Origin of the sequence: Streptomyces sp. NPDC058864 (assembly GCF_042742985.1) — a bacterium.
Classification (GTDB): domain Bacteria; phylum Actinomycetota; class Actinomycetes; order Streptomycetales; family Streptomycetaceae; genus Actinacidiphila.
Map to the genome: position 1 here is coordinate 73,279 of NZ_JBHYMQ010000001.1, position 14,240 is coordinate 87,518.

11 protein-coding genes are annotated in these 14,240 nt (G+C 74.8%); 8 read left to right on the forward strand and 3 right to left on the reverse strand.

Annotated elements, in window-relative coordinates; genetic code table 11:
* Positions 1–4: 4 nt before the first annotated feature.
* Positions 5–1,375 carry an SWIM zinc finger family protein gene (locus ACFW3D_RS00325; RefSeq protein WP_500499614.1) on the reverse strand — a complete coding sequence of 457 codons (1,371 nt, stop codon included), beginning with the start codon at positions 1,373–1,375 and terminating at the stop codon, positions 5–7.
* A gap of 165 nt (positions 1,376–1,540) precedes the next feature.
* Here ACFW3D_RS00325 and ACFW3D_RS00330 point away from each other — a divergent pair, with 165 nt between their 5' ends.
* From ACFW3D_RS00330 to sucD, 5 genes are all read left to right on the forward strand, one after another.
* A complete protein-coding gene (locus tag ACFW3D_RS00330; protein ID WP_500499616.1) occupies positions 1,541–2,629 on the forward strand; it encodes an ATP-binding protein in 1,089 nt (362 codons plus the stop codon).
* Entirely contained in the window at positions 2,626–4,968 is a 2,343-nt protein-coding gene (locus ACFW3D_RS00335; protein WP_500499619.1) for a DUF5682 family protein, read from the forward strand. The genes ACFW3D_RS00330 and ACFW3D_RS00335 overlap by 4 nt, the downstream gene beginning before the upstream one ends.
* Complete coding sequence (locus tag ACFW3D_RS00340; protein WP_500499622.1) at positions 4,965–6,158, forward strand: VWA domain-containing protein; 1,194 nt, start codon at positions 4,965–4,967, stop codon at positions 6,156–6,158. The genes ACFW3D_RS00335 and ACFW3D_RS00340 overlap by 4 nt, the downstream gene beginning before the upstream one ends.
* Positions 6,159–6,500: 342 nt before the next feature.
* Positions 6,501–7,676 carry an ADP-forming succinate--CoA ligase subunit beta gene (gene sucC / locus ACFW3D_RS00345; RefSeq protein ID WP_500499624.1) on the forward strand — a complete coding sequence of 392 codons (1,176 nt, stop codon included), beginning with the start codon at positions 6,501–6,503 and terminating at the stop codon, positions 7,674–7,676.
* 18 nt (positions 7,677–7,694) lie between these two features.
* Positions 7,695–8,579: a succinate--CoA ligase subunit alpha gene (gene sucD, locus ACFW3D_RS00350; protein WP_500499626.1), complete on the forward strand. Its 885-nt coding sequence runs from the start codon at positions 7,695–7,697 to the stop codon at positions 8,577–8,579.
* Positions 8,580–8,669: 90 nt separating this feature from the next.
* Here the strand turns inward: sucD and ACFW3D_RS00355 are convergent, their stop codons facing one another.
* Complete coding sequence (locus tag ACFW3D_RS00355; protein WP_500499629.1) at positions 8,670–9,584, reverse strand: RNA polymerase sigma factor; 915 nt, start codon at positions 9,582–9,584, stop codon at positions 8,670–8,672.
* Positions 9,585–9,696: 112 nt separating this feature from the next.
* Here ACFW3D_RS00355 and ACFW3D_RS00360 point away from each other — a divergent pair, with 112 nt between their 5' ends.
* Positions 9,697–11,052 carry a cell division protein PerM gene (locus ACFW3D_RS00360; protein WP_500499631.1) on the forward strand — a complete coding sequence of 452 codons (1,356 nt, stop codon included), beginning with the start codon at positions 9,697–9,699 and terminating at the stop codon, positions 11,050–11,052.
* A 31-nt stretch (positions 11,053–11,083) separates the two neighbouring features.
* Here ACFW3D_RS00360 and ACFW3D_RS00365 read toward each other — a convergent pair whose 3' ends face one another.
* Positions 11,084–11,788, reverse strand: a complete 705-nt coding sequence (locus tag ACFW3D_RS00365; RefSeq protein ID WP_500499632.1) for a hypothetical protein — start codon at positions 11,786–11,788, stop codon at positions 11,084–11,086.
* Between the two features lie 228 nt (positions 11,789–12,016).
* Between ACFW3D_RS00365 and purN the strand changes: the two genes are divergently transcribed.
* Complete coding sequence (gene purN, locus ACFW3D_RS00370) at positions 12,017–12,631, forward strand: phosphoribosylglycinamide formyltransferase (RefSeq protein WP_500499634.1); 615 nt, start codon at positions 12,017–12,019, stop codon at positions 12,629–12,631.
* The gene (gene purH, locus ACFW3D_RS00375) at positions 12,628–14,181 is read left to right on the forward strand and encodes a bifunctional phosphoribosylaminoimidazolecarboxamide formyltransferase/IMP cyclohydrolase (protein WP_500499636.1); all 1,554 of its coding nucleotides are present in this window, start codon (positions 12,628–12,630) and stop codon (positions 14,179–14,181) included. Before purN ends, purH begins: the two co-directional genes overlap by 4 nt.
* The last annotated feature ends 59 nt before the right edge of the window (positions 14,182–14,240 follow it).

Sequence of the window (14,240 nt, forward strand, 5' to 3'; positions counted from 1 at the left end):
GGGATCACACCGCCAGCGGCACCGGCTCCGCGGTCGTGCCCGCCCAGGCCGTGAACGGCCGGAAGCCCTGGTGGCCCAGCTCGCCGAACACCGTCACGGGGTGGCCGCCGGAGACCGCGGCGAGACGCCACAGCCCCGCTCCGGCCCCGGCGCCACCGCCCGCCGTGACCGGGACGGCGTCGCTCCCGTCCGCGTCCGCCACCTGCCAGCCCGTCCCGCCCGGTATCGGCACGACGCCGGCGAGCACGACCGGCCAGGCGTCGAGCCACGGATCGCCGGACAGGGCCTGCCCGTACGCGCCGAGCGCCGCCGCGACCCGTACCCCCGGTGGCACACGGCCCGGCAGCGGCGCGCCGTGCCGCGGCCCGAGCGCCGCCCGCAGCGGACGGGCCCCCGGGTGGAAGGCCAGCTCCGCGTCGAGGCCGAGACCGACCGGCAGCGCGGGCTCCGGCGCCCGGCCCGCCGCGCCGAAGGACAGCAGCAGCGCGGTGCGGCCGGTGGCCTCCCCCAGCAGCCAGGTCCTGCGGGTGGTGAGACGGTCGTCGGCGGTGTCCTGCCGTGCCAGGACCAGCCAGCGGTCGCGCACCGTCGGCCCGGCGAGGAGTTCCCCCGAGTCCACGGTGAAGCCGACCCTGGACCGGACGGTGGCCGCCAGCGGCTCGGGCAGCGCGTCCTGCCGCAGACAGCCCCGGGCCAGCAGGTGCAGAAGCGCCGTCTCCTCCAGCAGCCGAGCCGGCCAGTCGCCCCCCGCCCCCGCCAGGGCCCCCAACTCGCGCACCCGCGAGGCGAGCCCGGGGGCCTGGGCGTCCACCATGCGCGCCGCCGTCTCCTCCCACCGCCGGTAGCCCTCCCGGTCGGCGCCCGCCATGCCTCCCCGCAGCAGGTCCGCCAGCCGCTGCTCCAGCTCCCTGGCGCCGGCGGCGACCCTTCCCGCCCGGCGCTCGGCGCGCTTGCGCACCGCCTCCGGGTCACCGCCGGCCGTCCCGCGCCCGCCCGGCTCCGTCCGTTCCTCGCGCGCGCGGCGCGCGTCCAGCCACTCGGTGACCCAGTCGGGCCGGCCACCCCCGTGCGCGGCCGGCCCGACCTCGCCCCCGGCCCACAGCAGGAGCAGCGCGAGCGCGTGCTTGCACGGGAACCTGCGGCTGGGACAGCCGCACCCGAAGGCGGGCCCCGCCGTGTCGACCACCGTCCGGTACGGGGTGCCGCCGCTGCCCGCGCACAGCCCCCACACCGCCGTGCCCGAGCTACCCGTCCCGGACCAGCGGGCGTCCGTCGCCAGCCCCGTCCCGGCCCTGCGCGACGACGCGTCGGGCGCGAGTGCCAGGACCTGGTCCGCGGTCCACCGCTCCGTCCGCTGTCCGTCCATCCCGTCCATGGCCACGACGCTACGGGCAGGCACTGACAAACCGGTCTGAGCTGCGGCTTCATGACGGCGGATCGGGATTGTCAGTGGGGTGCGCGATGGTGGGAACGCGGACGCCCCGCGGGGGGCTGACGGGGCGTCCGCACCAGCCGCTCCATGGGAGAACAGGGGAGAACCATGTCCGTGGACACCGCACTCCGGCCGCACGCCGAAGACGCGTTCGCCCATGAGCTCAAGGCTCTCGCGGCGTCCGACGACCGGCCGCGCCCGGCCCGGTGGAACCTGTCGCCGTGGGCGGTCGCCACGTACCTGCTGGGCGGCGAGCTGCCCGACGGCACGGTCGTCACCCCCAAGTACGTGGGTCCGCGGCGGATCGTGGAGGTCGCGGTCAGCACGCTCGCCACCGACCGGGCGCTGCTGCTGCTCGGCGTTCCGGGCACCGCGAAGACCTGGGTCTCCGAGCACCTCGCCGCGGCCGTCAGCGGTGACTCCACGCTGCTCGTGCAGGGCACCGCGGGCACCCCGGAGGAGGCCATCCGCTACGGCTGGAACTACGCCCGGCTGCTCACCGGCGGCCCGAGCCGGGAGGCCCTGGTCCCGGGCCCGGTCATGCGGGCGATGGCCGAGGGGCGCATCGCCCGTGTGGAGGAGCTGACGCGCATTCCCGCGGACGTCCAGGACACGCTCATCACGATCCTCTCCGAGAAGACGCTGCCGATACCGGAGCTGGGCACCGAGACCCAGGCGGTGCGCGGGTTCAACGTGATCGCGACCGCCAACGACCGGGACCGCGGGGTCAACGACCTCTCCAGCGCGCTGCGGCGGCGCTTCAACACGGTCGTGCTGCCGCTGCCGGCGACCGTGGAGGAGGAGGTCGACATCGTCAGCCGCCGTGTCGGCCAGCTCGGGCGCTCGCTGGAGCTGCCGGCTGCCCCGGAGGGCGCGGACGAGATCCGGAGGGTCGTCACCGTCTTCCGCGAACTGCGCGGCGGGGTCACCGCCGACGGGCGCACGAAAGTGAAGTCGCCCTCCGGCACGCTCTCCACGGCCGAGGCGATCTCCGTGGTGACCAACGGCCTCGCGCTGGCGGCGCACTTCGGCGACGGCGTGCTGCGCGCCGGGGACGTCGCCGCGGGGATCCTCGGCGCGGTGGTCCGCGACCCGGCCGCCGACCGGGTGGTCTGGCAGGAGTACCTGGAGACCGTGGTCCGCGAGCGGGAGGGCTGGAAGGACTTCTACCGCGCCTGCCGAGAGGTGACGCCGTGACATCCGCGGACGGGGTGGCGCTGCTGGGGGTGCGGCACCACGGCCCCGGGTCGGCCCGCGGCGTACGGGCGGCGCTCGACCGGCTGGAGCCGCCGATCGTGCTCGTCGAGGGCCCGCCGGAGGCGGACGCGGTGCTGGGACTCGCCGCCGATCCCGGGATGCGGCCGCCCGTCGCGCTGCTCGCCCACGTCGTGGACGAGCCGTCCCGGGCCGGCTTCTGGCCCTTCGCCGAGTTCTCCCCCGAGTGGGCGGCGATCCGCTGGGCGGCCGGCCGCGGGGTGCCGGTGCGCTTCATCGACCTTCCCGCCGCCCACTCGCTCCTGCTGCGCGACGAGGGGGACGCGCCGGAGGGACGGCAAACGGAAGGAGGAGGAAAAGGAGAAGAAGAAGGAGGGGGAGAAGGGGAAGCCGGGACGGCGCACGCGCGCATCGACCCGCTCGCCGTGCTGGCGCGGACGGCCGGCCACGACGACCCGGAGCGCTGGTGGGAGGACGCCGTCGAGCACCGCGGCCGGGACGGGCGGGGGGAGGGGGACGGCGATCCGCTGGCCGCGTTCGGGGCGCTCGCCGAGGCCATGGGCGCGCTGCGCGAGATCCACGGCGACGGGGGACACCCCCGGGACGCGGTGCGCGAGGCCCACATGCGGCTGCGGATACGGGAGGCGCGCCGCGCCCACGAGCGGGTGGCCGTGGTGTGCGGGGCCTGGCACGTGCCCGCGCTCGCCCGGGCGGGCGGGGTCACCGCCGACCGGGCCCTGCTCAAGGGCCTGCCCAAGGCGAAGGTGGAGGTCACCTGGGTGCCCTGGACGCACCGCAGGCTCACCCGGGCAAGTGGCTACGGGGCGGGCATCGACTCACCCGGCTGGTACCGCCATCTGTTCACCTCGTCCGACCGGCCCGTCGCCCGGTGGATGACCAAGGTGGCCGGCCTGCTGCGCGAGGAGGACCTCCCGGTCTCCTCCGCGCACGTCATCGAGGCGGTACGGCTCGCCGACACCCTGGCGGCCCTGCGCGGCCGCCCGCTGCCCGGGCTCGGCGAGACCACGGACGCGGTACGGGCGGTGATGTGCGACGGATCGGACGTCCCGCTGGCGCTGATCCGGGACCGGCTGGTGGTGGGGGACGTGCTGGGCGAGGTCCCGGAGGGCGCGCCGGCGGTGCCCCTCGCCCGCGACCTGGCACGCGAGCAGCGCAGGCTGCGCATCAAGCCGGAGGCCCTGGAGAAGGAGGTGGACCTGGACCTGCGCAAGGACACCGACGCGGGACGGAGCCGCCTGCTGCACCGGCTGCGGATGCTCGGCATCGGGTGGGGCGAGCCGAGCCGGTCCCGCACGGCCGCCACCGGCACCTTCCGGGAGAGCTGGCGGCTGCGCTGGGAGCCGGAACTCGCGGTGGCGGTCGCGGAGGCCGGGGTGTGGGGCACCACGGTGGAGTCCGCGGCCACCGCCCGGGCCGAGGACGCGGCGGTGAACGCGCGGGCGCTCGCCGAGGTGACGGGCCTCGCCGAACGCTGCCTGCTCGCCGGGCTGCCGGACGCCCTGCCGACGGTGATGCGGGTGCTCGCCGACCGTGCGGCGCTCGACACGGACGTCGCCCACCTCGCGCAGGCACTGCCGGCGCTCGTCCGCTCCCTGCGGTACGGCGACGTGCGGGGCACGGACGCGGGGGCGCTGCGCGGTGTCGCCGAAGGACTCGCGGAGCGGATCTGCGTCGGGCTGCCACCCGCCTGCGCGGGGCTCGACGCGGACGGCGCCGCCGAGATGCGCGGTCATGTCACGGAGGTGCAGCAGGCCCTGGTCCTGCTCGGTGACGACGCGCTGCGCGACCGCTGGGCCGGCGTGCTGCGGAAGCTGGCCGTACGCGACCGCGGCGTACCCGGACTGCTGCGGGGCGGCGCCGCACGGCTGCTGCTCGACGACGCGCGTCTGGAGCCCGGCGAGGTGGCCCGGCTGATGGGACTCGCCCTGTCCCACGGCACGGCGCCCCACGAGGCGGCCGCCTGGGTGGAGGGCTTCCTCGCCGGGGGCGGGATGCTGCTGGTCCACGACGAGCGGCTGCTCGCGCTGGTCGACGACTGGCTGTCCGCAGTGCCGGCGGCCGCCTTCGACGACGTGCTGCCGCTGCTGCGGCGCACCTTCGGCGGCTTCGACCCGGGGGTGCGGCGCACGGTGGGAGAGCTGGTCCGGCGCGGCCCGGGAGGCGGGGGAGGGGGCGACGCCGCGGGAGACGGACTGCCGGGCTTCGGCCCGGAGCCCGACGAGGAGCGGGCGGAGGCGGCGCTGTCCACCGTGCGGCTGCTGCTCGGGCCCGGCGGAGAGGGCGGGGGTCAGGACGCATGACGGACACAGGCAACGGCCCGGACCCGGGCGCGGACGCCGACGAGCGGCTGCGGCGCTGGCGGATGGTGCTCGGCGGTGGGCAGGCCGACGGCACGGGGCGGCGCCTCACCGGCCGGGACGCGGCGATGGACCAGACGCTGGAGGCGCTGTACGGCACCGCCCCGCGCGGCGACGGCGGGGCGCCGCCCCCGAGGAGCGCCGGGCTGGGCGGTTCGGCGCCCCAGGTCGCGCGCTGGCTGGGGGACATCCGCCGGTACTTCCCCGGCAGCGTCGTGCAGGTGATGCAGCGCGACGCCATCGACCGGCTCGGGCTGTCCGCGCTGCTGCTGGAACCGGAGATGCTGGAGGCGGTCGAGGCCGACGTCCACCTGGTCGGCACGCTGCTGTCGCTGAACAAGGCGATGCCCGCGACGACGAAGGAGACGGCCCGGGCGGTCGTACGCGCGGTCGTGGAGGACCTGGAGCGACGTCTGGCGACCCGCACCCGGGCCACTCTCACCGGCGCGCTGGACCGTTCGGCCCGGGTGGAACGTCCCCGTCACCGGGACATCGACTGGGACCGCACGATCCGTGCCAACCTCCGGCACTACCTGCCCGAGCAGGGCACGATCGTGCCCGAGCGGCTGATCGGTCACGGTCGCGCCTCGCGGGCGGTGCGGAAGGACGTCGTGCTCTGCGTCGACCAGTCGGGTTCGATGGCGGCGTCGGTGGTCTACGCGTCCGTCTTCGGCGCCGTGCTCGCCTCCATGCGCAGCATCGACACCCGGCTCGTCGTCTTCGACACGGCGGTCGCCGACCTGACGGAGCATCTGGACGACCCCGTCGACGTGCTGTTCGGCACGCAGCTCGGCGGCGGAACCGACATCAACCGGGCGCTTGCCTACTGCCAGTCCCGCATCAGCCGGCCCGCCGAGACCGTCGTCGTCCTCATCAGCGACCTCCACGAGGGTGGCATCCGCGACGAGATGCTCAAACGGGTCGCCGCGATGAAGGCGTCCGGGGTGCAGTTCGTGGCGCTGCTGGCGCTGTCGGACGAGGGCGCGCCCTCCTACGACCGCGAGCACGCGGCGGCGCTCGCGGCGCTCGGGGCACCCGCCTTCGCCTGCACCCCGGACCTCTTCCCGGAGGTGATGGCGGCCGCCATCGAGAGGCGGCCGCTGCCCGTGCCCGAGCCCGCCTCCGACGGGTGACGCCGGGCGGGCGCGCGGGAGCCGCCCGGTCACCCTCGGTGAGCCACCCCGCTCCGGTCGCCGCCGCCGGGGCGGCCGTCCGCCCGCGTCCGCCGCGTTCCCGTCACCCCGGAAAGCCGCTCGTTCGGCTGGTCTGTGACCGTTCTCACCGCTCTCGCGCCACCTCCGATTTACCCGTGCCCCCCGCGCGGCGATAACCTGCGAGACGGACATGCCGCGTGCTCGGCCGACGTGTGCGCCCCCCGTACGACCGTTCGCATGGTTCGTTACGAAGACGTCAGCGACGACCGCCCCCGGCACGCACGCAGACAACGAACCCGCGATTACCAAGGACGGACGCGCGTGGACCTGTTCGAGTACCAGGCGAGGGACCTCTTCGCCAAGCACGGTGTACCGGTGCTGGCCGGTGAAGTCATCGACACGCCTGAGGCGGCGCGCGAGGTCGCGGAGCGACTCGGTGGCAAGGCTGTCGTCAAGGCCCAGGTGAAGACCGGCGGCCGCGGCAAGGCCGGCGGCGTGAAGGTGGCGTCGGACCCCGAGGACGCGGTGGCGAAGGCCGGCCAGATCCTCGGCATGGACATCAAGGGCCACACGGTCCACAAGGTGATGCTGGCCGAGCTGGCCCCGGAGATCGCCTCCGAGTACTACGTCTCCTTCCTCCTCGACCGCGCCAACCGGACCTTCCTGGCGATCGCGTCCGTCGAGGGCGGCATGGAGATCGAGGAGGTCGCGGAGACCAACCCCGCGGCCGTCGCCCAGATCCCGGTGGACGCCATCGAGGGCGTGACCCCGGAGAAGGCCCGCGAGATCGTCGAGGCGGCCGCCTTCCCGGCCGACGTCGCCGACCAGGTCACCGAGATCCTGCAGACCCTGTGGAAGACCTTCATCTCCGAGGACGCGCTCCTCGTCGAGGTCAACCCGCTCGCCAAGGTCGCCGACGGCCGCGTCATCGCGCTCGACGGCAAGGTCTCCCTGGACGAGAACGCCGACTTCCGCCAGCCGGAGCACGAGGCGCTGGTCGACCACGCCGCCGCCAACCCGCTGGAGGCCGCGGCCAAGGCCAAGGGCCTCAACTACGTCAAGCTCGACGGCGAGGTCGGCATCATCGGCAACGGCGCGGGTCTCGTCATGAGCACCCTGGACGTCGTCGCCTACGCCGGTGAGGGCCACGGCAACGTCAAGCCCGCCAACTTCCTCGACATCGGCGGTGGCGCCTCCGCCGAGGTCATGGCGAACGGCCTCGAGATCATCCTGGGCGACCCGGACGTCAAGTCCGTCTTCGTCAACGTCTTCGGCGGCATCACCGCCTGCGACGCGGTCGCCAACGGCATCGTGCAGGCCCTGGAGCTGCTGAAGTCCAAGGGCGAAGAGGTCACCAAGCCGCTCGTCGTCCGCCTGGACGGCAACAACGCGGAGCTGGGTCGGCAGATCCTGACCGACGCCAACCACCCGCTGGTCGAGCAGGTCGACACCATGGACGGCGCCGCCGAGCGCGCCGCCGAGCTGGCTGCGAAGTAAGGGACAGGTCACCACATCATGGCTATCTTCCTGACCAAGGAGAGCAAGGTCATCGTCCAGGGGATGACCGGTTCCGAGGGCACCAAGCACACCCGGCGCATGCTCGCCTCGGGCACCAACATCGTGGGCGGCGTGAACCCGCGCAAGGCCGGCACCAGCGTGGACTTCGACGGCACCGAGGTGCCGGTGTTCGGGTCCGTCGCCGAGGCCATGGAGAAGACCGGTGCCGACGTCACCGTCATCTTCGTCCCGCCGAAGTTCGCCAAGGACGCGGTCATCGAGGCCATCGACGCCGGCATCCCGCTGGCGGTCGTGATCACCGAGGGCATCGCGGTCCACGACACCGCCGCCTTCTGGGCGTACGCGGGCAGCAAGGGCAACGAGACCCGGATCATCGGCCCCAACTGCCCCGGCCTGATCACCCCCGGCCAGTCCAACGCGGGCATCATCCCGGCCGACATCACCACCTCCGGCCGCATCGGCCTGGTGTCGAAGTCCGGCACGCTGACCTACCAGATGATGTACGAGCTCAGCGACATCGGCTTCTCCTCGGCGGTCGGCATCGGCGGTGACCCGATCATCGGCACCACCCACATCGACGCGCTGAAGGCGTTCCAGGACGACCCCGAGACCGACCTGATCGTCATGATCGGCGAGATCGGCGGCGACGCCGAGGAGCGTGCCGCGGCCTTCATCGCCGAGCACGTCACCAAGCCGGTCGTCGGCTACGTCGCGGGCTTCACCGCGCCCGAGGGCAAGACCATGGGCCACGCCGGCGCCATCGTCTCCGGCTCCTCCGGCACCGCCCAGGCGAAGAAGGAGGCCCTCGAGGCCGCCGGCGTCAAGGTCGGCAAGACCCCGTCGGAGACGGCCCGCCTCGCGCGCGCCATCCTCCAGGGCTGATCCCCGCCTCCGTACGGAGTACGGAGGCACCCACGCGGGCCCGCTCCCTCCGGGGGGCGGGCCCGCGTGCGCGTGCGGGGACGGCCGCGCTCAGGGCGCGGGGGCCGAGGTGCGCTGCCCGACCCGGTCGCGGTCGGCCGCGACGCGGTCGGTGAGCGGCCCGAAGACCAGCCCGACCGCGGTCACCAGCGCGATCAGCACCGTCACCACCACGGCGCCCACCGTGCGGATGCGCAGCCACTGCTCGCTCAGCTCGCGCACCATGGCCGCCGGGTACTCCGGCTGCGGCTGCTCGTCCAGCAGGTCGCCCAGCCGGACGGCCGCGCCCTCGCCCAGGGCCTCACGCCCCCGGACGATGCGCCGCCTGGTCATGGAGGTGGTGGCCATGCTCTCCGCCGCCGTGCGCTGCAGGCTCAGCCCCAGTCCGTCGTGGAGCAGCACGGCGTGCCGGGTGCCGCGCGGCAGCCGCTGGAACGAGCTGCGCTCCCGGGGCGGGGTGCGGTACCAGGGCAGCAGTTGCTGCCAGGACGCCAGGGCGTGGTGGTGCGCCTCCGCCCGGATCCATCCGGCCGGGTCCGGGTCGACGGCGACCTCGGGCCACCGCTGCCAGGCCAGGTCGAAGGCGCGGTGCACGGCGTGCCGGGCCAGCCCCATGTTGCCGGTGAGCAGTTCGACCTGGCGGAGCAGGGCGGGGGCGTTGCGGGTGTAGAGCCCGTCGAAGGCCGCCTGGGCGGCCTCGGCGATCCGGACGGCCTCGACCGCCTGCTCGCCGGGCGGAGCGGACGCGGGGGCCGGGCCGGTGAGACCGGAACCGGGGCCCGGCCCGGGGTCGCGGGGGCCGCCGGCTCCCGTGGGCTGCGGCCGCCGTGCGGGCGCGGCGCCCTCCCCCGCGCCGGCCGTCGGTGCGGCCTGCGGGTCCTGCGCGGCGTTCCCGGCCTGCGCCGGCCGGTGACGCCTTCGCTTCTTGACGGCCTTCTCGGCCTTCGCGGTGGATGTGCGACTCATGCGATCGACCACTCGGATCGAATGAAGAAACGCATAACGCCATATTCCGCGACACGACGGTCATTCGCATGCTGCCACGGCGAAAGGGGATGTTCTTGGCAGCATGAGATCCGTGAGTGCCACCAGCGCCCTGAGTCACGCCGTGCACCGGATCCGGGCGGCCCACACGTCCCTGCGCACCTCCGAATCCGCCCCCGCGTTCACCGGCGGCGTGGTCGCGGCGGGCCTGGGCCTGGGCGGCTTCGCCATGCTCGTGCTCTTCCTGTGGGTCGTCTCCCCGTTCCCGGACAGCGGGCTGGACGGCGCCCTGCACGTCGCCGCGGACTGCTGGCTGCTCGCCCACGGGGGCGACCTCGTGCGCACCGAGACCCTCTCCGGGGCCGCCGCGCCCATCGGCGTCGCACCGCTGCTGCCCATGGTGTTCCCGGTGTGGCTGCTGTACCGGGCCGGGGCGGACGCCGTCGCACCCGCCTCGGACGGCAAGGTCGCGCGGTCCGCCGTCGCATGGCTGATCGGGGGGTACCTCGCGGTGGGCGCCGGTGTGGTCGTCTACACCTCGTACGGTCCGGTGCGCAGCGACCCCCTCGCCGCCGCACTGCACCTGCCCCTCGTCGCCGCCCTCGCGGCGGGCGCCGGGGCCTGGGCGGAGCGGGGCCGGCCGCGGATGCCGCTGCCCGCCTGGTTGTCCCGGGTGCCCGTGACGGTGCCGCTGCGCGAGGCCCTCGCCGTGCTGCGCTCGGCGGCGGCGGGCGTCTGCGTCCTCGTCGCGGGCGGCGCGGCGCTCACGGCGGTGACGCTGGCGCTGCACCCCGGCGCCGCGGGGGCGTCCTTCACGCGGTTGAGCGAGGCGCTGTCCGGGCGGCTGGCGGTGCTGGCGGTGGCGGTCGCGCTGATCCCGAACGCGGCCGTCTGGGGTGCGGCCTACGCGCTGGGCCCCGGTTTCGCGCTCGGCACCCAGGCCGTGGTGCGTCCGGCCGGGGTGGTGGGGGAGCCGGTGCTGCCGGACTTCCCGCTGCTCGCGGCGCTGCCCCAGCCCGGTCCGGGGACAACGCTGACCTGGGTGGCCCTGGTCGTGCCGGTGCTCGCCGGGGTCGCGGTGGGGGTGCTCGCCGTCGACCGCAGCCGGCCGTACGGCCTCGGGCGGACCGCGGCACACGCCGCCCTGGGCGGGCTCGTGTGCGGGATCGTCATGGCGCTGCTCACGGGGTTCGCGGCCGGGCCGCTGGGCACCGGGGCGCTGGAGGACTTCGGGCCGTCCTGGTGGCTCACCGGCGCCGCGGCGGCCGGGTGGACGGCGGCCGCCGGTACGCCGACGGCCCTGCTGGTGCGCTGGGTGCGGGTGCGCCGCGCGGCCGCCGCGACGGAGCGCGGGCAGGAGGACGACCCGCAGGGAACGGACGGGCGGACGCCGGCCGCGGACGTGGCGGGCGAGGCGGCCGCCCCCGGCGCCGCCCCGGCGGAGGGCTGAGCCTCCGGCCGGGGCCGGCGCAACGGGTGCGTCAGGGCGTGTGGAGCACGTCGCGCAGCGGGGTCGGCAGCAGCTTCTCGCACGCGTCGCGCGACGAGGAGGTCAGCGCGTCGCGCGTGCAGGCGTAGTAGTCCTTGTAGACCACCTGGGTCGTGAAGGTCACCGCCACGACGCACAGCGCGAGCCCGCCCATGATCAGACCGCCGAGCGCGGCCGGGCGCTGCGGCTTGCTGCGTGGGTCGGCGGGCCGCTGCGGCGGCGGGGTGGCCCCGCCCTCAGCCAGCAGCGCGGCCGCCTCCGCGCGGGCCTTGGCCCGCTCCTCGGGCTTCATCCGCAGCGCGTTGACGCTCCAGTACAGGGCGAGGGCGCCGAGCAGCAGCCCCACGTACGTCCAGCCGAGGAAGAGCGCGAAGAAGAGGCCCCACATGCCGCAGATCATGGCGTAGCGGGCACGCCGCTGGGCGGGGTCGGTGGGGTCGAAGCGCGGTCCGTCCGGGCGCCGCCCGCCGTAGCCGCCACCGGGGCGGTCGCCGTAGCCGCCGTCCTGCCGGCCGGGCTGCCGGTCGCTCCACTGACCGCCCCACGCCGGGGGCGGCGGAGGCGGGGTGGGCGTGGGGGGCTCGTCCCCGGAGTCGGAGGGCTGCTGCGGCCGGCGCGGCTGCCAGGGCTGCTCGGGAGCGTTCTCCGGCGGCGGGGCGAACGGGTTGTCCTGCTCGTGGCCTCGGCCACCGCTCATGTTTGCCTGGGTCATCCCCTTGCCGTCGACTCCTCGTGTTGTCGGACGCGTGACTTCGCCGTTCTCACCCCAGACGCTACCGCCCGCGCGCTCCCCCGTCCCGTGGGGGCGGGTGGGTGTGCCGGTATCGTTGCTGACGGTCGACGGCCTCGTAGAGTTCCCCGGAATTCCGGCGATCTTCGAGTCGTACGATCCTCCAAGCGCCGGATCCCCGAGAGATGACCCGCAGTGGCCACAGTCTTTCCGCCCCTTTCCCGCCCCGCCCGACTCGTCGTGCTCGTCTCCGGTTCGGGAACGAACCTGCAGGCGCTGCTCGACGCGGGACTGCACGTCGTCGCCGTCGGCGCGGACCGGACCGGCATCGCCGGCCTGGAGCGCGCCGAGCGCGCCGGGGTGCCGACGTTCGTCTGCCGGGTGGCCGACCACGGCGACCGCGAGGCGTGGGACGCCGCGCTGACCGGGGCGGTGGCCGGGTACGAGCCCGACCTGGTCGTCTCGGCGGGGTTCATGAAGATCGTGGGCAAGGAGTTCCTCGCCCGGTTCGGCGGCCGCTTCGTCAACACGCACCCGGCGCTGCTGCCCAGCTTCCCGGGTGCCCACGGAGTGCGCGACGCCCTCGCCTACGGCGTGAAGGTCACCGGCTGCACCGTCCACTTCGTCGACGACGGCGTCGACACCGGTCCGATCATCGCGCAGGGCGCGGTCGAGGTCCGGCAGGACGACACGGAGGAAGCGCTCCACGAGCGCATCAAGGAAGTCGAGCGAACGCTGCTCGTCGACGTCGTGGGGCGGTTGTCCCGCGACGGCTATCGCATTGAGGGACGAAAGGTTCTGTTGCCGTGAGTACCAAGCGGGAGATCCGTCGCGCACTGGTCAGCGTCTACGACAAGACCGGTCTGGAGGAGCTGGCCCGCGGCCTGCACGAGGCGGGCGTCCAGCTGGTCTCCACCGGCTCGACGGCCGGGCGGATCGCCGCCGCCGGAGTGCCGGTCACCAAGGTGGAGGAGCTGACCGGGTTCCCCGAGTGCCTGGACGGCCGGGTCAAGACCCTGCACCCGAAGGTGCACGCCGGCATCCTCGCCGACCTGCGGCTGGAGGACCACCGCCGGCAGCTGGAGGAGCTGGGCGTGGAGCCCTTCGATCTCGTCGTGGTCAACCTCTACCCCTTCCGCGAGACGGTCGCCTCCGGCGCCTCGGAGGACGAGTGCGTCGAGCAGATCGACATCGGCGGCCCCTCGATGGTCCGCGCCGCGGCCAAGAACCACCCGTCCGTGGCCGTCGTGACCAGCCCCGAGCGGTACGCGGACGTGCTCGCCGCCGTCCGTGAGGGCGGTTTCGACCTCACCACCCGCAAGCGCCTGGCGGCCGAGGCCTTCCAGCACACCGCGGCCTACGACGTCGCGGTCGCGAACTGGTTCGCGAGCTCGTACGCCCCCGTCGACGACAGCCCGTTCCCGGACTTCACGGGCGCCACCTACGCGCGCAAGAACGTGCTGCGCTACGGCGAGAACCCGCACCAGGCCGCCGCGCTGTACACCGACGGCGGGACGGGCCTGGCCAACGCCGAGCAGTTGCACGGCAAGGAGATGTCCTACAACAACTACGTCGACACCGAGGCCGCGCGCCGGGCGGCGTACGACCACGACGAGCCCTGCGTCGCGATCATCAAGCACGCCAACCCCTGCGGCATCGCGGTCGGCGACGACGTCGCCGAGGCGCACCGCAAGGCGCACGCCTGCGACCCGCTGTCCGCCTTCGGCGGGGTCATCGCCGTCAACCGGCCGGTGAGCGTGGCCATGGCCGAGCAGGTCGCCGAGATCTTCACCGAGGTCATCGTGGCGCCGGACTTCGAGGAGGGCGCGGTCGAGGTCCTCGCCCGCAAGAAGAACATCCGCGTGCTGCGCTGCCCCGAGGCGCCCGTCGCGCAGACGGAGTTCCGTCCCGTCGAGGGCGGGCTGCTGCTGCAGGAGAAGGACCGCCTGCAGGCCGCCGGCGACGACCCGGCCACCTGGACGCTCGCCACCGGCGAGCCGCTGACCGCCGGCGAGCTGGCCGACCTGGCGTTCGCCTGGCGGGCCTGCCGGGCCGTGAAGTCCAACGCCATCCTGCTGGCCAAGGACGGCGCCACGGTCGGCGTCGGCATGGGCCAGGTCAACCGGGTCGACTCCGCCAAGCTCGCCGTCCAGCGGGCCGGTGAGGAGCGCGCGACGGGCTCCTACGCCGCCTCCGACGCCTTCTTCCCGTTCCCCGACGGGCTGGAGGTGCTCACCGGCGCCGGCGTCAAGGCCGTGGTGCAGCCCGGCGGTTCGGTGCGCGACGAGGCCGTGGTCGAGGCCGCGCGCAAGGCCGGCGTGACCATGTACCTCACCGGGACGCGGCACTTCTTCCACTGACCGGCCCGAGCGCCGGAACGCCGAAGGCCCCCGCCCGCGCGGGGGCCTTCGGCCTGCGG